This window comes from Pseudomonas sp. 7P_10.2_Bac1, assembly GCF_025465935.1.
Taxonomy (GTDB): domain Bacteria; phylum Pseudomonadota; class Gammaproteobacteria; order Pseudomonadales; family Pseudomonadaceae; genus Aquipseudomonas.
Genome location: NZ_JANLNV010000048.1, coordinates 1 through 19,393, shown reverse-complemented (window position 1 = coordinate 19,393; position 19,393 = coordinate 1). Strand labels below are relative to the sequence as shown.

23 protein-coding genes and 1 pseudogene are annotated in these 19,393 nt (G+C 57.2%); 19 read left to right on the top strand and 5 right to left on the bottom strand.

The window, feature by feature from the left end; genetic code table 11:
• The first annotated feature begins 42 nt into the window (after positions 1-42).
• From NTD86_RS08645 to NTD86_RS08625, 5 genes are all read left to right on the top strand, one after another.
• Positions 43-1,143 (top strand): hypothetical protein, encoded by a 1,101-nt coding sequence (locus NTD86_RS08645; protein ID WP_262201781.1) that lies wholly within the window; start codon positions 43-45, stop codon positions 1,141-1,143.
• Positions 1,140-1,826, top strand: a complete 687-nt coding sequence (locus NTD86_RS08640) for a tetratricopeptide repeat protein (RefSeq protein WP_262201780.1) — start codon at positions 1,140-1,142, stop codon at positions 1,824-1,826. Before NTD86_RS08645 ends, NTD86_RS08640 begins: the two co-directional genes overlap by 4 nt.
• A 5-nt stretch (positions 1,827-1,831) precedes the next feature.
• Entirely contained in the window at positions 1,832-2,137 is a 306-nt protein-coding gene (locus NTD86_RS08635; RefSeq protein WP_262201779.1) for a hypothetical protein, read from the top strand.
• Positions 2,138-2,761: 624 nt separating this feature from the next.
• On the top strand, positions 2,762-3,229 hold the full coding sequence (locus tag NTD86_RS08630; RefSeq protein WP_262201778.1) for a GAF domain-containing protein: 468 nt from the start codon (positions 2,762-2,764) through the stop codon (positions 3,227-3,229).
• 186 nt (positions 3,230-3,415) lie between these two features.
• Positions 3,416-3,952, top strand: coding sequence for a hypothetical protein (locus NTD86_RS08625; RefSeq protein ID WP_262201776.1), 537 nt, complete (start codon positions 3,416-3,418; stop codon positions 3,950-3,952).
• Between the two features lie 181 nt (positions 3,953-4,133).
• Here NTD86_RS08625 and NTD86_RS08620 read toward each other — a convergent pair whose 3' ends face one another.
• Positions 4,134-4,346: a hypothetical protein gene (locus NTD86_RS08620; protein ID WP_262201775.1), complete on the bottom strand. Its 213-nt coding sequence runs from the start codon at positions 4,344-4,346 to the stop codon at positions 4,134-4,136.
• Between the two features lie 282 nt (positions 4,347-4,628).
• Between NTD86_RS08620 and NTD86_RS08615 the strand changes: the two genes are divergently transcribed.
• The gene (locus tag NTD86_RS08615) at positions 4,629-5,078 is read left to right on the top strand and encodes a glycine zipper 2TM domain-containing protein (protein WP_262201774.1); all 450 of its coding nucleotides are present in this window, start codon (positions 4,629-4,631) and stop codon (positions 5,076-5,078) included.
• A 66-nt stretch (positions 5,079-5,144) separates the two neighbouring features.
• Here the strand turns inward: NTD86_RS08615 and gcvA are convergent, their stop codons facing one another.
• A complete protein-coding gene (gene gcvA, locus NTD86_RS08610; RefSeq protein ID WP_262201773.1) occupies positions 5,145-6,083 on the bottom strand; it encodes a transcriptional regulator GcvA in 939 nt (312 codons plus the stop codon).
• Positions 6,084-6,278: 195 nt separating this feature from the next.
• Between gcvA and NTD86_RS08605 the strand changes: the two genes are divergently transcribed.
• From NTD86_RS08605 to NTD86_RS08575, 7 genes are all read left to right on the top strand, one after another.
• Positions 6,279-7,052, top strand: a complete 774-nt coding sequence (locus NTD86_RS08605; protein ID WP_262201772.1) for an SDR family NAD(P)-dependent oxidoreductase — start codon at positions 6,279-6,281, stop codon at positions 7,050-7,052.
• A gap of 40 nt (positions 7,053-7,092) precedes the next feature.
• Positions 7,093-7,434, top strand: a complete 342-nt coding sequence (locus NTD86_RS08600; protein ID WP_262201789.1) for a carboxymuconolactone decarboxylase family protein — start codon at positions 7,093-7,095, stop codon at positions 7,432-7,434.
• A gap of 65 nt (positions 7,435-7,499) precedes the next feature.
• Positions 7,500-8,168, top strand: coding sequence for a cupin domain-containing protein (locus NTD86_RS08595; RefSeq protein ID WP_262201771.1), 669 nt, complete (start codon positions 7,500-7,502; stop codon positions 8,166-8,168).
• 2 nt (positions 8,169-8,170) lie between these two features.
• Positions 8,171-9,298: a flavin monoamine oxidase family protein gene (locus tag NTD86_RS08590; RefSeq protein WP_262201770.1), complete on the top strand. Its 1,128-nt coding sequence runs from the start codon at positions 8,171-8,173 to the stop codon at positions 9,296-9,298.
• Positions 9,295-10,317 carry an alcohol dehydrogenase gene (locus tag NTD86_RS08585; RefSeq protein ID WP_262201769.1) on the top strand — a complete coding sequence of 341 codons (1,023 nt, stop codon included), beginning with the start codon at positions 9,295-9,297 and terminating at the stop codon, positions 10,315-10,317. The genes NTD86_RS08590 and NTD86_RS08585 overlap by 4 nt, the downstream gene beginning before the upstream one ends.
• Positions 10,318-10,536: 219 nt before the next feature.
• The gene (locus NTD86_RS08580; RefSeq protein WP_262201767.1) at positions 10,537-11,328 is read left to right on the top strand and encodes a hypothetical protein; all 792 of its coding nucleotides are present in this window, start codon (positions 10,537-10,539) and stop codon (positions 11,326-11,328) included.
• A gap of 109 nt (positions 11,329-11,437) precedes the next feature.
• The gene (locus NTD86_RS08575; RefSeq protein ID WP_262201766.1) at positions 11,438-11,662 is read left to right on the top strand and encodes a hypothetical protein; all 225 of its coding nucleotides are present in this window, start codon (positions 11,438-11,440) and stop codon (positions 11,660-11,662) included.
• A gap of 128 nt (positions 11,663-11,790) precedes the next feature.
• Here the strand turns inward: NTD86_RS08575 and NTD86_RS08570 are convergent, their stop codons facing one another.
• Positions 11,791-12,147, bottom strand: a complete 357-nt coding sequence (locus NTD86_RS08570) for a DUF488 domain-containing protein (RefSeq protein ID WP_262201765.1) — start codon at positions 12,145-12,147, stop codon at positions 11,791-11,793.
• Positions 12,148-12,210: 63 nt separating this feature from the next.
• Entirely contained in the window at positions 12,211-13,128 is a 918-nt protein-coding gene (locus NTD86_RS08565) for a LysR family transcriptional regulator (RefSeq protein WP_262201764.1), read from the bottom strand.
• A 163-nt stretch (positions 13,129-13,291) separates the two neighbouring features.
• On the opposite strand from NTD86_RS08565, the gene NTD86_RS08560 reads away from it, so the two are divergent.
• Genes NTD86_RS08560 through NTD86_RS08545 form a run of 4 tightly spaced genes read left to right on the top strand, consistent with a single transcriptional unit; the run spans position 13,292 to position 16,293 of the window.
• Complete coding sequence (locus tag NTD86_RS08560) at positions 13,292-13,732, top strand: DoxX family protein (protein ID WP_262201763.1); 441 nt, start codon at positions 13,292-13,294, stop codon at positions 13,730-13,732.
• Between the two features lie 21 nt (positions 13,733-13,753).
• Entirely contained in the window at positions 13,754-14,644 is an 891-nt protein-coding gene (locus tag NTD86_RS08555; protein WP_262201761.1) for a pirin family protein, read from the top strand.
• 39 nt (positions 14,645-14,683) lie between these two features.
• Positions 14,684-15,376 (top strand): pirin family protein, encoded by a 693-nt coding sequence (locus tag NTD86_RS08550; protein WP_262201760.1) that lies wholly within the window; start codon positions 14,684-14,686, stop codon positions 15,374-15,376.
• 2 nt (positions 15,377-15,378) lie between these two features.
• Complete coding sequence (locus NTD86_RS08545) at positions 15,379-16,293, top strand: SDR family NAD(P)-dependent oxidoreductase (protein WP_262201759.1); 915 nt, start codon at positions 15,379-15,381, stop codon at positions 16,291-16,293.
• Between the two features lie 87 nt (positions 16,294-16,380).
• Here the strand turns inward: NTD86_RS08545 and NTD86_RS08540 are convergent, their stop codons facing one another.
• Positions 16,381-17,796: a purine-cytosine permease family protein gene (locus tag NTD86_RS08540; RefSeq protein ID WP_262201758.1), complete on the bottom strand. Its 1,416-nt coding sequence runs from the start codon at positions 17,794-17,796 to the stop codon at positions 16,381-16,383.
• Positions 17,797-18,046: 250 nt separating this feature from the next.
• Between NTD86_RS08540 and NTD86_RS08535 the strand changes: the two genes are divergently transcribed.
• Together NTD86_RS08535 and NTD86_RS08530 are read left to right on the top strand one after the other, a co-directional pair.
• Complete coding sequence (locus NTD86_RS08535; RefSeq protein ID WP_262201757.1) at positions 18,047-18,958, top strand: LysR family transcriptional regulator; 912 nt, start codon at positions 18,047-18,049, stop codon at positions 18,956-18,958.
• Between the two features lie 128 nt (positions 18,959-19,086).
• Positions 19,087-19,307: pseudogene (locus NTD86_RS08530) on the top strand (LysR family transcriptional regulator); the annotation flags it as partial.
• Positions 19,308-19,393: the final 86 nt, after the last annotated feature.

Sequence of the window (19,393 nt, the reverse complement as noted above, 5' to 3'; positions counted from 1 at the left end):
GGTAATCGCCCTGGATCTGCATAGAGATACGGGAGGAAACGTATGTCTCGTCGACCGGAATTGGGCTATTTCGATGAAGCTCTGGATCTGTCCTCACCCTCCACCTACCGACAGTGCGATGACGTACTCGGCAAAGCTCGACTCCTGCCATTGGCTGCTTATCGGTCTTTAGAGTTCGCCTATCTGGAAGATGAGCGTGTTTGGACACGTGACTGGGTGTGCGTAGGCACCCAACAGGATGTCTCTGAGATAGGAGACCTCTTGCCGTTTACGTTAGGGAATCACGGGATACATGTGCGCCGCGATCCTGACGGAGAACTCAGGGGAGCATTCAATCAAGCGCAGCACGGCGGTTGTCGTGTGGTGCCGGATCAATGCCAGGGAGGGACTAAAACCCGCTGCTCTTTCACGTCCTGTGGCTACAGTCGTGACCGCATGCCGATCAAGGCTGATGGGGCGGGGGAGAGCGATGCTCAAGCTTATCAGTATCTGGGACTGCGACCTGAGCGATTGTTACCCGTCCAGGTGGCGAGTATCGGGCCCCTAATTTTCGCGAACACAGATCCAAATGCCCCTGCTTTTAATGGCCAGGATAGCGAGGCATCGCTGATGTTTTTAGCGAAGGGTGAGTGGACCCGACTTGGTACGAGCTGGCGAGAATACGACTGCAATTGGAAGCTGCTTGCCCAACATCTTCTGTCCGTCGACAACTTCGTTGCAGCAGATGGTGAAGGCCTCGATATAGGTTTTGGTACCTCAGCAGGAATGAAGGTTGCCTGGACATTCCCAGGTCTGTTGTTGCTGCGTAAGGCGACCGAGTTGTGCGTAGTGATTCTACAACCGGTTGCGCTAGGCAGAACCGTCTGCAGAGTGCAGGTTTTCATTGATAAAAATACCTTCACTGCGGGAGACCAGTTGGAAGTTTGGTTCACGTCTATTGATGAGCGAGGCGAGCTTGCTGCGGCTTATTACAAAGAACTGATGCGTTGGGATTTGTCGGAACATTCTGATGATGAGTATCCATTGCAGAGCGATAGCGCAGGGCTGTGGGCGCAACAGCAGCTTGTGCAGCGATTGACGGCGCAAGCCTCAATGCCGAACGACTTGAAGCTTTTTGGCAATGTAAGGAATTACCTCATATGAACGGAGAATCCATCTCCAAGAATTCGCTCAGCCTCGACATGGCGGTAGCTCTGTACTCAGCAGCAAATTACCCAGCGGCTTTTGAGGCGTTTCAGTCTTTGGCAGAGCAAGGTGATTGCGTTGCTCAGATGTGGGTAGGGGCGTGTTATGCCGCAGGGACAGGGGTACCCTACTCGATGACAGAAGCTTTCGATTGGTATCTGAAAGCAGCGGAGGCGGGTAACGTCCAGGCGCAAACCAATGTGGGTGCCATGCTTCTTCAGGGAGACGGTTGCGTTAAGGACATTGAGCAGGGGCTGACCTGGCTCGAACGAGCGGCCTCCGCCGATGATTGCGGTGCGCAGTTCAACCTGGCCACAGTCTATTCAAATGGCAAATTGGTAGATGTCGATCAGCCTCGCGCGTTCGGCTGGTATCTGCGCGCTGCTCAGTTGGGCCACTATCCATCTCAAGCACGCCTTGGCTACTGCTATCAGGTCGGACTGGGTGTAGAAAGGGACCGCGTTCAAGCGTTCGTATGGCTTTCCTTGGCCGCTCGGCACGGCGTCGGGACGGCGTTGATTCAGCTTGAGCAAATTCTTGAACACATGTCGAGTGAGCAAAAGCAACAAGGCGCAATGCTGCTTGACCGTTGGGGGGCTAATGACCAAAGACCAGCACCCTGGCAGGCCGCTGGGAGCTGATCGGTATGGACAGAACGTTCAGCGTCCAACAAATAAAATTCGAATTTTTGTGCTATTTGAAGGAGTTTGGCACCGAGATCGACCTTTGGTGCATCGGGACTTGTGAAGATCCTGACGCCGCCCTGTTTGAGGCTGAGGTGGTGGATCGGGAAGTGGACATATGGCTCTGGAAGCCGGCGTTATCAGCGAAAGCTGCTGCCAAGGTTCGAGATTATTTTATTGAGAGATTTCACCTGAAAATGTCTCCTGCAAGTAGTTCTTCCGATCATTCGAAGTTTGTTTTTCTTTACCGACCGAAGGGCAAGTCATGAAACTTCATCTATTCAAGCATTTGCCTTCGCAGGCATTGGTCATATTCAGTAATTGCTCATCTCGTGGAGAGTTAGCATTCACTGTCTGCCACTAAATTCTTTACGCAAAATCGTTCTTTCCCCGACGCCAAAACCTCCGCTCGTCGATTCGCCTGCACGTTTTGGTGGGTTGAGGTTCCAAATCTTGGGCACTCAATTTCAAGTCCACATTTGGAGGCATCATGAGTTCTAATCCCTCAAGGGGGCCGCAATCACTCGACGGTCAAGCTGGTAAGAGCGATTCAGAAAATCAACGAGGCACCCTCCCGCCTGCGGGACCAGACAAAGTGCCTAATAATCCAAAGAACGACTCCACGGCCAAAGAGAATCCATTCAGTCCAGACTTCAAGTCTGAGCCTATGCATAAACCGCAGAAGGATGCTGATATCGATACCCCAAGCGGCTAGCGACTGAATCAAATGCACGCACCTGGCCAAGTCAGGAGGGTGCGTCGCATTAGATCGCTACAGGCAGTGCACCGCACAAGATCTGTAATCCCCTCTATCCTAATGCTCATCGGTTATTTAGGATTCATGACCCTGGGGCCTATAGTCTGAGTTTTCAACTAAACGTTCGGATCTTTCTGTGGCCAAATCCACCTCGCTTTTTGAATCGTTACGTCAGGAAATAGATGAGCTGGCTTCGCAACTCGGGGTGAGCTCAATCCTTGTCATGCGTTCTCTGCCCCAACACATGCAGGTCTTGGCTTCGGGTGGGCGTCATGAAGACACCTATCCCATTGGCGCAGAGGGCAAGAAAAGCACTTTGGCCCACAACGGCCAAGCGCTCTATTGTGAACGCGTGGTGGATACCGATCAGCCGCTCTATGTCAAAGACTCACGTCTGGAAGCGGACTGGGCGGGGAATGAAGATGAAGTGGAGTTTGGCTTGAGCAACTATCTGGGCTATCCGGTACGCGGACCGAATGGTGAGGTGTATGGCACCGTTTGCGCCTTGCACGAAGAGGCCAAGGAATATACCGCCGAAGAACAGGCCGCGCTGGATGGGTTGCGCAAGAAAATTGAAGCATTGTTGGCGTTGGAGTCCAAATAAACCCGGTATGGCGAAACACACAAAGCCCGGTCATTCGAACCGGGTTTTTTTGTGCTTCCGATAAAGCAGTATTCAGATGATGGGTATCCGGGCGTCGGGTGTCGTTGACAAAAGCTTTCGGGCTGCATGAATGAACCCTTCGAAAAACAGGGCTTCTAACGTGATTCAGCACCTCGGAGAAAGGCTGTGTCCAAAATCATCACTGAAGATGCCCATTATCAACAGGAGTCACCAGAAAACGTCTTGCTGTTTGGTACTCCTAAAGATCGTCTGGATTTCTATCGCAGAGAAATTCAGTATGAAACCAGCTTACTCTCCAATAGAACCAACGCCTATTTGACGGCTCAGTCGTTTTTGGTCATTGCCTTTGCATCTTCAATGGCAAATCTTAACCCTGAGTGGGGCGAACTTTTCACGTTGATTGTGCCGACACTGATGGCCATTTTGGGAATACTCAGCTCGTTGCATGCCTGGCCGGGCTTTCGGGCTTCATGGGTCATTATTGATCACTGGCATTTCAAGCAGAGCCACTTGTTGCGCAGTGACCAGGTCATGGGCAAGGTCTATGACGATTTCCCCTTGTTTAACGAAAAGGAATCGAGTCAGAAGGGGTATCGAAAGTCGCTCATGTTTTCTATGAGGACGCCATGGTTGTTTGTGATCTTCTGGGTCGTTCTAGCCAGTTTTTGCATCTATGTTCAGCTTGCTCACGCCAGCCCGTAAAGTTGAACACTCTGTTTTTTGCTTGAAGCACCGGTAGAACGTGGACAGCGAGCTTCATCTCTACAGTCCGCATTCCCTTCGGCCCAGAAGCGCGTCGTTACTGTTTTACAACACCTTCAGTTACTATGGGCTATTCCCCATGACCTGAGATTTTTTACAGGGGGGCAGGCTCCTGCATTTCTCAGTGAAGAGTGACGACACGGCGATTCTCACCGATCCGGATTCTGTCCAGGGCTCTGTTTAAAGCATCCAGTGCATCAAGCAGGGCTTTAGCCTCTGCCTCTCGCCCATCTGCCCATAAACGCTCAGCCATTTTATTGAGCGCCAGGATGGATCGTTCTATATCAGCAGCAGTGGTTGTGGCTGTAGTGGGGGCCGTTTGTTTATTCGACATTGTCACAACTTCTGCAGGATGGGTGGATGGTTACCTAACTATCATTGATACGCCATTCTTGCCACCTCCGTTATGTGTTCCAACGTTGATGGGGTTGTGTAAAAGCCTGTTTTCGCGTTCTGGCGGGCAACATCGTTATTGCCGCACATCCCTGCAGATGGGTCCGTCAGGCTCTGCAAAAGATACTTGGCAACTCCTCTGCGCATCAACCTAACCCCTTGAAAACCCTGTGCTACGCTCCTTTGGTTTGAATCAAATATTTAGTTAAACAGGGAGTGCACAATGAGAAACATCTTTTCCGCGATTACCATCACCCTTGCCGCGCTGGTACTCAGTGCCTGCGTGACCGGTGGTTCGAATAACGGTGGGGAGTTTGAGATCCGGACCGGCGTGGTTGAGCAAGTTGAACTCACGCAGGTGAAGTCGAACCATGACACGGGTATCGGTGCCATCGTGGGCGGGATTGCGGGTGCTGGACTGGGCAGCTTGATCGGTGCAGGCACGGGCCGTGATGTGGCCATGGTGGCGGGTGCGCTGGCCGGCGCGGTGGGTGGTAACTACACCGAGAAGCAAAACTACGACAAACCGCGTGAAGCCCAACAACTCATTGTGCGCCTGAAAAGCGGTGTGCTGGTGTCGGTGACTCAGCCGATCAACTCGGCTCTGGTGCCGGGTACACACGTTTACATCGAAGGTTCGGGTAGCGGTGCGCGGGTTATTCCTCAGAACTGATGGTTCTGGGTGTGCAACGCAGAGTGTTGCATCGACTTGGCCCGGTTCGGAAACGACCGGGCTTTTTTACGCCTGCGAAAACGGCTCGTGATGTGCTGAAGCGGCTTCTGTCAGTAACCAGTCCCGGAACGTCGCCAGCTTGGGCAGGCTGCTGCATTCGGGGCGATACACCACGTAGTAAGCCAGCGTCGAGGTAAAGCTGATGTGCGGGAACAGCCTTACCAGGCGGCCGCTTGCGAGGTCGTCGTGGGCCATGACGCTGCGAGCGAGCGCGATGCCGCGTCCCTCTATGGTCGCTTGCAAGACCGCGGCCGAGTTATTGATCTGCATCCCCCGCAAGCTAGTGGTGTCTGTGACGCCGGCCTTCTTCAGCCAGGCCTCCCAGGTCGGGAACCCGGTGTGGCTATCCATGGATAGGTCATGGATCAACATCTCTTGCGCCAGGTCATCGGGCTTTTGCAAACGACTGTGCTCGCGCAGCAGTTGGGGCGAGCACACGGGATAGACCTCTTCATCCAGCAGCTTTTCGGCTGTCAGCCCCGGCCATTGCCCCGTCCCGTAGCGCACGCCGATATCGACCCGCTGGGCCACGAAATCGACCGGCTTGAGGTTGGTGTCCAGGCGCACGTCAGTATCGGGGCACAACGCTTGGAAATGCTCGATGCGCGGCAGCAGCCATTTAGCGGCAAACGCCGGGCTGACGGCCACGGTCAGTACCCCGTTGGTTGAACTGTCGAGCAGCTTTTCCAAACCTAGCGCCAGCCGGTCGAAACCTGCGCGGATGTCCGGCAGGGCTCGTTCTGCCGCATCGGTAAGTAGCAGCCTCGCCCGGCCGCTGGTGCCCCGCACGAAGAGTGGTGCGCCGAGCCAGTCTTCCAGCGTACGCACCAGTTGGCCTACCGCAGCCGGGGTGACATTCAGTTCGGCCGCGGCCGCTGAAAAGCTTTGATGCCGGGCGCTGGCCTCGAAGGCGCGCAAGGCATTGAGGTGGACAGGTAATTTCATGGCGATAAAGTTTTTCTTTAGATTGGCGACACTTTATCTCGTTTGTCTGCCCTCGGGAACAGGAGAAGAATGAAACCATACCAAGCCAGAACAGCTTGATAAGGCAGGGCATTGTCGTGCTGATGGCCATGGGTTGAATAGTTTTTCTTCTTTTAAAGGTCTGCCGATGGGCAGGCGTACAGCGAGGGTTTCAACATGAGTAAGCAGTTTCTGGGCAAAAAGTTGCTGGTGGTTGGCGGTACGAGCGGTATGGGTATGCAGACAGCCCGCATGGCGATGGAAGAGGGCGCCAGCGTGGTGATCCTGGGTAACCGCCCGGAGAAAACCGAGGAAGCCCGCAAGCAGTTGGCTGAATTGGGCAAGGTGTGGGCAGTCACCGCGGATCTCACCAGTGAAGCTGGCTTGACCTCACTGCTGAAAACCCTCGACGAGCAGCATGCGGACATCGACCTGCTGGTCAACGCGGCCGGCGTGTTTTTCCCCAAGCCGTTCCTTGAGCATTCGGGCGCCGACTACGACCAGTACATGAATCTGAACCGCGCGACTTATTTCATCACGCAGAAGGTCGCTGCCAACCTTGTAGCCCAAAACCGCCCTGGCGCCATTGTGAACATCGGCTCGATGTGGGCCAGACAGGCTATCGCCGCCACGCCTTCTTCGGCGTACTCCATGGCCAAGGCCGGTTTGCATTCGCTCACCCAGCATCTGGCCATGGAGCTGGGCGGTAAACATATCCGCGTCAACGCCGTGTCGCCTGCCGTGGTGCAGACCCCGATTTACGAGGGCTTCATTCCCAAGGCCGAAGTGCACAGCGCGCTGCAAGGCTTTAACAGTTTCCATCCAATCGGCCGCGTAGGTACACCTGAGGACGTTGCCCAAGTGGTGATCTTCTTGCTCTCGGACAAGGCCAGTTGGGTGACCGGGGCGATCTGGGATGTCGACGGTGGCGTGATGTCGGGCCGCAACTGATCAGTTTTATACACCTGCAAGTAAAAGGGGAAAGACCATGATGCAAGACTGGAATGCCTACCGTGCCTCCCTGCTGGAGCGTGTGGGCGACTATGCCAAACAAAGCCCTGATGTGATGCGTGGCTTGATCACGATGGATAACGCTGCTGCCAAAACCGGCCATCTGGAGCCCAAGATCCACGAATTGATCGCGCTGGCTGTGGCCGTGACAACGCGCTGCGACGGGTGCATCTGCGTACACACCAAAAAGGCCGTTGAACATGGCGCCACCCTTGAGGAAGTGTCCGAAGCGCTAGGGGTGGCCATTGCCCTGAATGCCGGCGCTGCACTGACGTACTCGGCGCGGGTCATTGAGGCCTTCCAGCAGTTACCCAATAAGTAAGCCGTAACCCTAGCGGCCACCCGCGTGCAGGGTGGCCGGTGTCCTTGCCAGACGGAATCACCTCTATGCGAATCAACGCCGATTTCAAGCGTCGGGCGATTATCGAGCCCGGCCACTATCATTGGGCCTCTTCGCCACAGAGTGGCGTCGAGCGCGTGATGCTGGATCGCGTAGGCGCCGAAAAAGCGCGCGCCACCAGCATTGTGCGCTATGCGCCTGATTCCTCTTTTACGCCGCATCCCCATCCAGGGGGAGAAGAAATTCTTGTGTTGTCGGGCACCTTTTCCGAAGGGGGCGCCGATTACCCGGCAGGCTGGTACCTGCGCAACCCGCCCGGCTCAAGCCACCAGCCTTCCAGTCGCGAAGGCTCTGTCATCTTCGTCAAGCTGCAACAGATGTCGGCCAATGAGCGCGATTACGTGCGCATCGATACGCGCGATCCGGCTGCCTGGCATCAGCAGGCGGGGCGTGAGGTCTGCCCTTTGTTTTCGAGCCTCACCGAACACGTCTGCCTGATACGCCTGGCCCCCGGCAATGTGCCTTTTAACGGAGCGGTCAACGGGGCTGAGCTTTTGCTCATGTCAGGCAGCCTGATACTGGACGGGCAGACGTATGAGAGCGGCAGTTGGATGCGCTTTCCCGTGGATGATTCGGCGAGCATTCACGCTGGCGCTCAAGGCGCTGTCCTTTACCTTAAAACCGGTCACCTGGCCGATACGACGCTGGAGGCCTAGCCATGCCGACTGTACGGATTGTCATCGTCGGCGGGGGCCTGAGTGGCTTGTATGCGGCCTATCTGCTGGAAAGCCAGGGCATCGTTGACTACGTGCTTCTGGAGGCGCGGGCTGAACTCGGCGGGCGCATTGCGTGCATTTCTGCCCTGGGCCAAGAGGCTGCCGACAGCGCGACGCACAGCAACAGCCTTAACGCATTTGACCTGGGGCCAACCTGGTTCTGGCCTGGTTATCAGCCCGAGCTTGATCAACTGGTAGAGGGCCTGGGGCTGGAGAAATTCGCGCAGTTCGAAACCGGTGACATGCTTCTGGAGCGTTCGCCCAATGGCCCCGTCAAGCGCGTGCCCGGCTACACGACATCACCGGCCTCCACACGTCTGATCGGCGGCATGGGCGCCCTGAGCGTGGCCCTGGCCCGTAAAGTGCCCGCGGATAAAGTCCTCACGGGTCAAACTGTGCAGCGGCTGAGCAAACACGAGCAGAGTGTCGTGATTGAGAGCCGGGATGAGCAGGGCGCTGTCACGTTCTTTCAGGCCGAGCATGTGTTGCTGGCGCTGCCACCGCGCTTGACCGCATCGACCCTCACGTTTGAGCCAGCCTTGCCGGAGGCGCTGGAACGACAATGGTCTGCGACACCCACATGGATGGCGCCCCACGCCAAATACATCGCGGTCTATGACACCGCGTTCTGGCGCGAGCAGGGGTTGTCCGGTGAGGCTCGCAGTGCGCTGGGGCCGCTAGGTGAGATTCATGATGCGTCCATGCCCGGCGCCAAGGCTGCACTGTTCGGGTTTTTCGGCGTCCCGGCGCGTGTGCGTGAAACGGTCCCAGCCCCCGTGTTAAAGGCTCACTGCCGGGCTCAGCTTGCGCGTTTGTTCGGCCCCCAGGCGGCGACACCGGTGGCCGAGTTCATCAAAGACTGGGCGCAGGACCCGTTGACGGCCACCCCCGCCGATTTCGAGCCTGCGCTTGAACATGCGCAGGTGCCTGCGGCCTGCGCTGCAACCGGGCCATGGCGCGGCTGCCTGACAGGCATCGCCAGTGAATGGTCCGCACAATTTCCGGGTTACCTCGCGGGCGCCGTCGAGGCGGCCAGGCAGGGTGTCCAAGCGTTGGGAGTTACACCATGAAAGCGACTTATCGTGCCGTACATGTCACCCGTCCCGGCATCCTTGAACTCGTGGAGCGCGCAACGCCGGCGCCCGGCATCGGGGAAGTACTGATCGCCGTCCAGGCCTGCGGCGTGTGCGGGGCTGATGTGGGTGACATAGAAAGGGTTGACCCACTTGTCCAGCCGCCGCGCATTCCCGGGCATGAGGTGGTGGGGCGCATCGTTGCGCTCGGCCAGCACACGCCCACCCTCTGGAAAGTCGGCCAGCGCGTGGGCGTCGGTCGCTTGGGAGGCCCGTGCGGGGTGTGTGCCCAATGCCGGCAAGGGCATTTCCAGCTGTGCCAGGACCAACCCTTTGTCGGTTCAACCTGCGACGGTGGTTATGCCGAAATGATGATTGCGCGGGCCTCCGGGCTGGTGTCTATCCCTGATGAGCTTCACGCCGAAGAAGCTGCGCCGATTCTCTGTGCGGGCATTGCCACCTTCAACGCCTTGAAGAAGAGCGGCGCCCAGGCGGGCAACACGGTGGCTGTGCTGGGCATTGGCGGCCTGGGCCATATGGCCCTGCAATATGCTCGCCGCATGGGATTTCGAGTGGTCGCCATTGGACGAGGCGCAGACATCGCCGAGGAAGCGCTGAGCCTGGGCGCTCACCTGTACATCGACACCAACGAGGTAAATGCCGCCCAGATGCTTAAAAGCATGGGTGGGGCTCAGGCCATTGTGTCGACCATTGGCTCTGCGGCCGCTGTATCGGCGCTCATCGAGGGGCTGGCGCCTCTTGGGCGTCTGATTTTGCTTGGTGCTGGCAAAGATCCGTTGGCCGTATCGGCAGGTCAATTGGTCGTGGGTGAGCGTAGCTTCCTCGGCTCAATTACGGGCTCCCCCTACGAGAGCGAGTTGGCGCTGGACTTTAGCGTGCTGACCGGCGTACGCCCGAAGGTAGAGCTGATGCCTCTGGAACGCGCCAACGAGGCCTATGAGCGAATGAAGTCTGGCGACGTCAAATTCCGCATGGTGTTGACGGTTGGTCGTTAAGACCGCCGTGTGGTTGGGTGGCAACGTTTATTTGAGCGAATTGCGTAAGAATAGGGGCGAAATAAACGCCGTCCGGCTTTTATTTTCGCTTCCTGAAAGCCTCAGGTCTTCTCAAGAAAACGGCCCGGCGCACAACGTTGCGGGTTCAGTAAAAAATCATCCGCGCGCCATTTTTTGGCGTGCTATACCTAGGTCAACTCCCTAATAAAACTTAAAAAAATGCTCTCGATCCTACATCCCATTGATATTTATTCGTGGCTGATTCTGGTTTCCATGTTGCTGGTATTGTGCCTTGCAGCATTTGCCGGAAAGGTGGTGTGGGGCGGCAAAGCGATTCGCAATGCTGACTTTGATGATGAGTTGAAAGTTGTCTTGGGCTGCATCCTGTCCATGTTTGGTTTGTTGGTAGGCTTTATTCTTTCATTCGCCATCAGCGGGCTGAACTCGCGCATGGCTGCCGAAGAAAACGAAGCCGTTGCCATCGGCAATGCCTTCCAGCGCACGACGTTGTTGACCGAGTCTCAGCAAGAAAAAGCAGAAAAAATGCTCCAGGATTACCTGGCCTTGCGCATTGCTTTTTTTGCGACCGATGATGACGCCAAACGGGCAGACATCCGGATGGAGTCCATAAAAAAACAAGCCTATATGTGGGGGCAAATCAGCAAGCTTGCCAAAGACAACCCCAACCCGGTCATTGTGACCGTGCTCAATGCCAGCAGTGAGTTGTATGTGGCACAGCAAAAGACCATGTCCAGCTGGCGCCACCAAATACCGGTCGTGGCCTGGGCGCTGCTGGTATTAAGTGCGGTCTGTTCCAACTTTTTGATTGGCTTCAACGCGCGAGGCAAGCTGGGCAGCAATGTACTGGTGTGCATCATGCCGATTTTTACGGCGCTGGCGTTATTCATGATTGCGGAGATCGATGTTCCGGGCAAAGGTCTGATACGCGTGGCTCCCGATAACTTGAAGGCCCTGATTTCAACGCTCGAACAAGGGGGGTTAACCTTGTAGTGGGCTAACCGTGTCACCTCCTGCGTTCGGCGCTGCCAGTGATTGAACCGCTGGCAGCACGTGGCATTACCGGGTAACGTTGCAGGTCCAGTCCTTAACGATTTACGCCATGTCTTCGCTCAATCTGCATCGCCTGACCGTCATCGGTTTGATCTTTTTCATTCTCGGCCTGCTGGGTGTCGCCTTCGCCCTGTACAGCATCTACACCGGGCCCAAGCCTACCGAACCCGCCCTGATGCGTAGCCTGGTGCTTGCCGGCTGCATGCAATTGACCGGCTATGTACTGCTCAATCGCAATCGCTGGCGAGTGATGTTCGGCAAATCGCGTAAATAGCCCCCAAATACTCCCCCCGGAGCTGCCTGCGGGGGATATTTGTAGGCCATCAAAGCATGCCTAGATATCCATGCGCGCAAACATGAGCAAAGGGGGGGGTTAACAGCACGTCACTTGAACAGACAGCATCAACCTAACGTCAGGCGGCCCTCCAGAATCTCCTTGAGCACCACCGCTTCATTGTTCGCTTGATCCTTGGCAGCATAGATCAGCGTGATATTCCCTTGGCGCGCCAGTTGCTGGAGTTGTGCCAGTGCGGGGTTGTTCTTCAATTCGTCGCAATAACGCTGTTTGAACTCGGGCCATTTTTCTGGCTCATGCCCGAACCATTTGCGAAGCTCGGTGCTCGGGGCAACCTCTTTAAGCCAAAGGTCAAATCTGGCTTTTGCCTTCGCCACGCCACGTGGCCACAGCCGATCAACCAGAATACGTTGGCCATCCGCTTCATTGGGGGCTTCATAGGCCCGTTTCAACTTGACGTTCATGGAGCTCTCTTTGGTTGCACAATCAAACGATCAGCGTAGCAGGCACGTCCAAACGTGCCGTTCTCAGGCCGTTGGCGCATGCGCCGTGCGTTGCTGGACGAACCGCTCGATCAACCACCGCGCGGCGGGCCCTGGCGGCAAGTCGGTGCGGTAGATCACGTCGAAGGTGTAGTCGCCGCGCTCGTATTCGGGGATTTTCAATTTCACCAGCCGGCCACTGTCCAGGTCTTCCTGAACCATCGGCGTGGGCATGTTGCCCCAACCGATACCCTCGCGCAGCAACATGTGTTTGGCGCCCAGGTCTGCCAGCCGCCAGGTGCGATTACTCAACACGGCGAAATCCTTATCCTTGGTCAAATGTGAGCGGTCGGACAGCACCAGTTGCGTGAGTTCGCGCCCGGCGCCCGGCGCGTTGTTCTCTCCGGTTGCCAACGGATGATGCGGGGCGGCTACCGGGATCAGCTCGACACTGCCGATACCTATCCGCTCAATGCCAGTGAATCCCTCATTCATCGGGCCGCTCACACCAATGATTGCATCGCGGTTGATCACCATCTCGGTGACGGCCCCCAGCGCTTCCATGTGCAGGTGAAGCGCAACGGTGGGAAATTCCTGGCGAAAGGATTTGAGGGCATCCACCACCCGCTCAGCGGGAAGCATCACGTCCAGCACCACGTGGACTTCGGCTTCCAGCCCCTGCAGCAGGCCTTTGACCTTGGCGCGCAGGCCATTCATGCCATTGGTGATGGTTCGGGCTTCGGCCAAAACTGTGCGCCCGGCCTCGGTGAGTTGGGGCTTGCGGGTGGTATGACGGTCAAACAATGTCACACCCAATTGTGTTTCCAGGTTGGCGATTGAATAGCTGATCACCGAGGTGGCGCGATGAAGTTTGCGCGCCGCGGCGGCAAAACTGCCGACCTCGACCACGGTCATGAATACGCGCAGTTGGTCCAGTGTCGGTGTGCCGGGTTCAGACAGCATGCAGGTTTCCTCGCCAGTGTTCGTTGATGGCCGAAGAGTAACTTGTCTATTTAATCGAATCTAATGATCTAAATTAACCAGCTATTCAGATGAGCAGGGCGGGCGCACCATTTCTTCACCAGAGCGGCTCATGTCGGGTCGCATCACATTGAAGGAAGTCCCCATGTCTACGTCGCAAAACATCGCCCATTCGGGCATTGCTCAAGATGTTCAAGCCGGTACCGCTCAAGCGTCAGCTTCGTTGATCGGTCGAGTGCTGCTCAGCGCCATTTTCATTCTGTCCGGCCTCTCCAAACTCACGGCGCCCGCGATGATGATCGGGTACATCGGTTCGGTCGGGCTTCCACTGCCTCAAGTGGCATTGGTGGTCGCGATTGTTATTGAACTCGGCGGTGGCCTGGCGCTGCTCACCGGTTACCGCGCCCGATTCGCGGCGGCTGTGCTGGCGGTGTTCAGCCTGGTCACAGCGTTGGTGTTCCATCACGACCTGGCAGATCAAAACCAGTTCATCCACTTCTTCAAAAACATCGCCATGGCCGGCGGCCTGTTGCAAGTCGTGGCCTTTGGTGCCGGTCGCTTTAGCCTCGACGCCCGTCGTCGCTGAAACCCTTGCGGAGCAATTGACATGACCGCTCAGCCATCCTTAAACAGCCCCACCGTAAACCCTCGTGCAGTGGTTTACCGCACCACGGGCAGCGGTCATGGACCGATTGTCCGGCTGATGAGCCCATCCGATCTGGGGCAACTGATCAAACCCTTTGTGTTCCTTGACCGGTTTGAAGGGGAGAGTTCATTCATCCACGGCATGCCCATGCATCCGCACTCGGGCATCGCCACCGTCACGGTGATCACCGAAGGTAATTTGCGCTTTGACGACGCCGAGTCGGGCTGCGGAACGATTGATTACGGCGGTGTTGAATGGATGCGTGCGGGTGGGGGCGTGTGGCACGGCAAGGAAATGTCGGTGGGTACCTCGAAGCGGATCCAGGGCTTTCAACTGTGGGTGGCGCTGCCGCCAGCGTTGGAAAATGCAGCCGTCGACAGCCAATACCTGGAGTCACGGGTGATGCCTTCAGCCGGGGCGGCACGGGTCATTCTGGGCGCTTACCAGGGTGTACAAAGCCCGGTGCGCGCCCCGGCCGGGATGAATTATCTGCTGGTAACCCTGCGTGCTGGTGAGTCCTGGCACTACGTCCCGCCACAGGGGCATGAGTCTTTGTGGTTGAGCGTCAGCCGGGGAAACCTGAGCGTGCCTGAGCCCATTGCGGCGGGCGAAATGGTCATCTTTGCACCCGGCAGCGAGGCAGTGACGCTCAAGGCGCTGAACAGCGAGACGGTCTTTGTGATCGGCTCCGCAATACCGCACCCGTATGAGCTGGCGCTGGGTCACTACTCGGTACACACCAACGCCCGCGCCTTGCTGGCGGGAGAAACCAGAATTGCCGAAATCGGCACCCGCTTGCGTGAGCATCTTCAACGTGGAAACGACTCAACCACCGTCCCTGTCTTCAGATAACGCTAACGGCCAGACCAGGCCTCGGTTAAAGGAACTGTCATGCTGGAACTTCGATTAAAGGCCGATCTGGGCGGTGGCGACTATGGCTGGCTCAACGCTCGCCATCATTTCAGAGTGACGCCCGACGGCAATCCCGCGCATCGCCCGCTGGGCCCGCTAGTGGTCTGGAACGATGACGTGATCGCCCCAGGCACTGGCTTCCCGATGCACGGTCATCAAGACATGGAAATCATTTCCTGCGTCCTGGAAGGTGCCGTGACCCATCGCGACAGTACTGGCGCCCAAGGCCGCACAGTGGCGGGTGACGTGCAGGTAATGAGTGCGGCAAGTGGCATACGTCATGAAGAGCGCAATGCAGACCGTGTTCCGTTAAGGCTGTTCCAGATCTGGTTGCGACCACGGGAAAGTGCAGGGGAGCCGCGCTGGAGCTCCCGGCCGTTTCCCAAGGCCGAGCGGGCCGGACAATGGGCCGTGTTGGCCAGTGGGCTGGCTCAAGATCAACACGCCTTGCCGATCCGTGCCGATGCGCGGGTGCTGGGTGCGACGCTCAAGGCCGGTCAGCGCTTGAGCTATGCAATGACCGGCCAAGGTTATCTGGTCCCGGCTGTGGGCGCGGTGACGGTCAACGCTGTTCGCGTCGAGGCCGCAGACGGGCTGGTCATAACCCACGAAACCCAACTGCTGGTCGAGGCGATAGACGACACCGAAGTGATTATGGTTGAGGTGTTCTGACAATGAAGACGATCATCATGACCGGCGGCACATCCGGCCTGGGCCAAGCCACTGCGCACCAAGTGCAGGTCATGCCCGGCATCCGGTTCATCCTGGGCGGGCGTCAAACCCGTTGGCCATTGGAGCTGTCGAGCCTGAGCAGTGTCAGGCAATTTTGCGAACACGTACTGGATGCCTTGGGCGGCACAAAGATCGACGCCTTGATACTCAATGCCGGCCTTAGCTTTCCCCTTCAAGCCAACACCGTGGACGGCCATGAAACCACCTTTGCGGTTAACCATCTGGCCCACTATTTACTGTTGCGCCTGCTTGCCCCGGCGTTGGCCCCGCAAGCCATTGTGGTGATCACCACCAGCAACACCCATGACCCGCAGTTCAGCCCGGTTGCGCCGTTTTCAACGATTGATGCCCGGCAACTGGCCCATTTGAAACTCGAAACAGGGCCGACTGCCGACCTGGCGTTCGCGTCCGGATTCCGGGCCTACGCCACCTCGAAACTGTGCAACCTGCTAACCGCCCGTGCTTTCGCGGCAATGCCTCAAACCCGTGCAGCAGGTGTCCGGGTAATTGCCTATAACCCTGGATTTATCCCCGGCACGGGGCTGGGGCGAAATTTGCCGACAGGCGCGCTACCCAACTCAACCCCGCATCTGGCAGAAGCTGCACGCCTACACGCAGGGCAAGTGCTGGCCGACCTTGCCTTGGGGCACATCGTCCCGCCAGCGGGGCATTTGTATGCGTCTCTGGTGAGAGGCCAGGTGACGTGGCCAGCACCCTCTGAGCTGGCCCGTCGGGATGACGTCGCGCAGCAGCTGTGGCGCGACAGTGCGCAATTGGTCGGGTTAGGCATTGGGTGGGCGGCGCAGGAAGATCCCCTGCAATCCAACGCCATCATCAGTGCTCATAAAACCCTGTAGTCGCTGACAACGCACGAAGGCTGCGATCACTGCCTTAGCAGCCATCGCAGCCTCATGCTTGGTCAGCGACTACAGGCTGGGCCTTTATCAGACGCTGCCGACCGATGCCACTTCGTTCATTCTGCGTTTGTAGGCGCTGTCACGGCTTGCCAGCCAGAAGTACAGCGGCGACGTTACCAGCAGCCCCACTACCCAGGACAAATCCGCACCATCGATGTGGGCTGAAATCGGCCCCACGTACAGTGGTGTGTTCATGAACGGGATCTGCACCGCAATACCGATCGCATAGGCCAGCAATGCCTGCGGGTTGTAGCGGCCGTAGATGCCACCGTCCACGCGGAAGATCGAGGCGATGTCGTATTTGCCCTTGTGGATGGCGTAGAAGTCGATCAGGTTGATCGCCGTCCACGGCACCAGCACCACCAACAACACCAGCACCATGTCGACGAAGTGGCCGATAAAGTCCTTCGATGCGAACACCGCGACAATCGCACAGGCGGTGAGCACCACGGTGGAGATCAGCGCACGGCTTTTGGCGGTTGGAATCCAGCGATACGCAAAGGTCTGGATCAGGGTGATGATCGACAGCACGGCGCCGTACAGGTTGAGAGCGTTGTGGCTGATCACGCTGAGCAAAAACAGCACCAGCATCAAAGGCCCAATCGCGCCGGTGGCCAGTTTCACGGCTTCCATGGTGTCCATCCCGACAGGCGTTGCAAGCACAGCCACGGCGCCAAAGATGAACGACAGGCTCGAACCCAGCACCGACCCCATGTAAGTGGCCCAGAAGGTGGACGCCACCGGGACGTCGGCCGGCAGGTAGCGTGAGTAGTCAGACACATAAGGGGCAAACGCGATCTGCCACAGGGCTGCCAGCGACACCGTGGCCAGCCAGCCGGAAATGTTGAACTCGCCGCGTGTCAGAAAGTCCGTAGTCTGGATGTGGGTAAAGATATAGCCAAAGCCCAGCACGATACCGGCGCCCAGCACCCAGGTGCCGATGCGGTTAAGCACGTGGATAAAGCGGTAGCCGATGATGCCAATGATCCCCGAACCGATGGCGCCGACCACAATACCCACGGGAACGGGCACTGCGTCGACCACCCCGTGCAGGGATTTACCGGCGAGCACAATGTTGGAGGCGAAGAAGCCGATGTACATCACGCCGGCGATCACTACCACCAGCAGCGCACCGAGCGAGCCGAACTGGGCACGGCTCTGGATCATTTGCGGGATGCCCATTTGCGGGCCCTGGGCCGAGTGCAGCGCCATCAGCACGCCGCCGAGCAGGTGTCCCACCAGAATAGCGACAATGCCCCACACCAGATTCAAGTGGAACAGTTGGACACCCAGTGCGCCGGTGACAATCGGCAACGGCGCGATATTACCGCCGAACCACAGGGTGAAGAGGTCCCTTACCTTCCCATGGCGATCTTCCGGGGGCACGTATCCAATCGTGTGCTTTTCAATGAGTGGGGCGGAGGATGTTGCAGTGGTGACCATGATGAACTCCAAGGCAGGGTGAGTACGTGGGCGTACTTCGCAGTGCGCATTCAGGGCTGCGCTTTGTTGTTGGAGTGATCATCTGTAATGGTGGCAAGTAGGTAAATTAGTAAGTTTGTTGCTATAGACCTTAAAAAATATAGCTCATGCCTTTTTTTGCTCCGGTATGTTGCACACATCGCGAACGCTGAAAAAAACGGCTTTTTCTTGCACTTGTTTGGGGCAAAACCCCACGTTTATCGAGGTCCCGATGGCTGCCTACAACCTGCGCCAACTCAAATATTTTGTTACCACGGCCGAATGTGGGAGCGTCGCCGAGGCTTCACGCAAGCTGTACATCGCGCAGCCATCGGTGTCCACGGCGATCAAGCAACTGGAAGACAGCTTCGGTGTGCAGCTGTTTATCCGCCATCACGCCCAGGGTGTGTCGCTGACACCCAGCGGTGCACGCTTCTATCGCAAGGCCCTGGAGTTGCTGCGCGTGGCCCATGAATTCGAGCAGAACGCCCTGGCGGACAATGATGTGGTGTCTGGGCAGATCGATATCGGCTGCTTTGAAACGGTCGCGCCACTGTACTTGCCGCGCTTGATCGCGGGCTTCAAGAAGCGTTGGCCGGGGGTGGAGATCCGTATTCGCGATGGCGAGCAGCAGGAGCTGGTGCAGGCGTTGACGGCGGGCAGTATCGACGTGGCCATGCTGTTCGAGCATGACCTGGGCGGCAGCATCGAGACGATTCCCTTGATGCCGCCACAGCAACCCTATGCGCTGTTGCCGGGGGATCACCGCTTTGCGCAGCAGGCCAAGGTGTCGTTGGCAGACCTGGTACTGGAACCCATGATCTTGCTCGACGTGCTGCCGAGCCGCACTTACTTTGTGAGCATTTTTGAAGAGCGCGGGCTAACGCCGAACATTGTCTTCAGTTCGCCGTCGATCGAGATGGTCCGTGGGATGGTGGGCCGGGGGTTTGGTTTTTCGATTCTGGTCACCAAGCCGTTTAGCGAATACACCTACGACGGGCAGAAATTGGTGTGCATACCCTTGGCTGAAACCGTCACCGGCTCCGGGCTTTCAGCCGTGTGGCTACGTCGTGCGCCGTTGACCAAACCGGTGCAATTGTTTGTCGATTATTGCCGTGAAGAACTGGCCAGAGTCCTTAGCTAACCCTGCCTGGACCTGTAGGAGCGAGCTTGCCTTGCGATCTTTTGATCTTTAAAAAGATCGCGAGGCAAGCTCGCTCCTACAAGGACGAAACTTAAGCGCGGATAGAATCCAGCATCCGCAACAGCATCTTTGTGAGCATTTTTGAAGAGCGCGGGCTGACGCCGAACATTGTCTTCAGTTCACCGTCGATCGGGATGGTGGGCCGGGGGTTTGGTTTTTCGATTCTGGTCACCCAGCCGTTTAGCGAATACACCTACGATGGGCAGAAATTGGTGTGCATACCTTGACCAAACCGGTGCAATTGTTCGTCGATTATTGCCGTGAAGAACTGGCCAGAGTCCTCAGCTAATCCTGCCTGGACCTGTAGGAGCGAGCTTGAACTGGTCAAGTAATCCTGGACACCGATTAAGGTTTCACGCCACCAGCTTCTCCCTA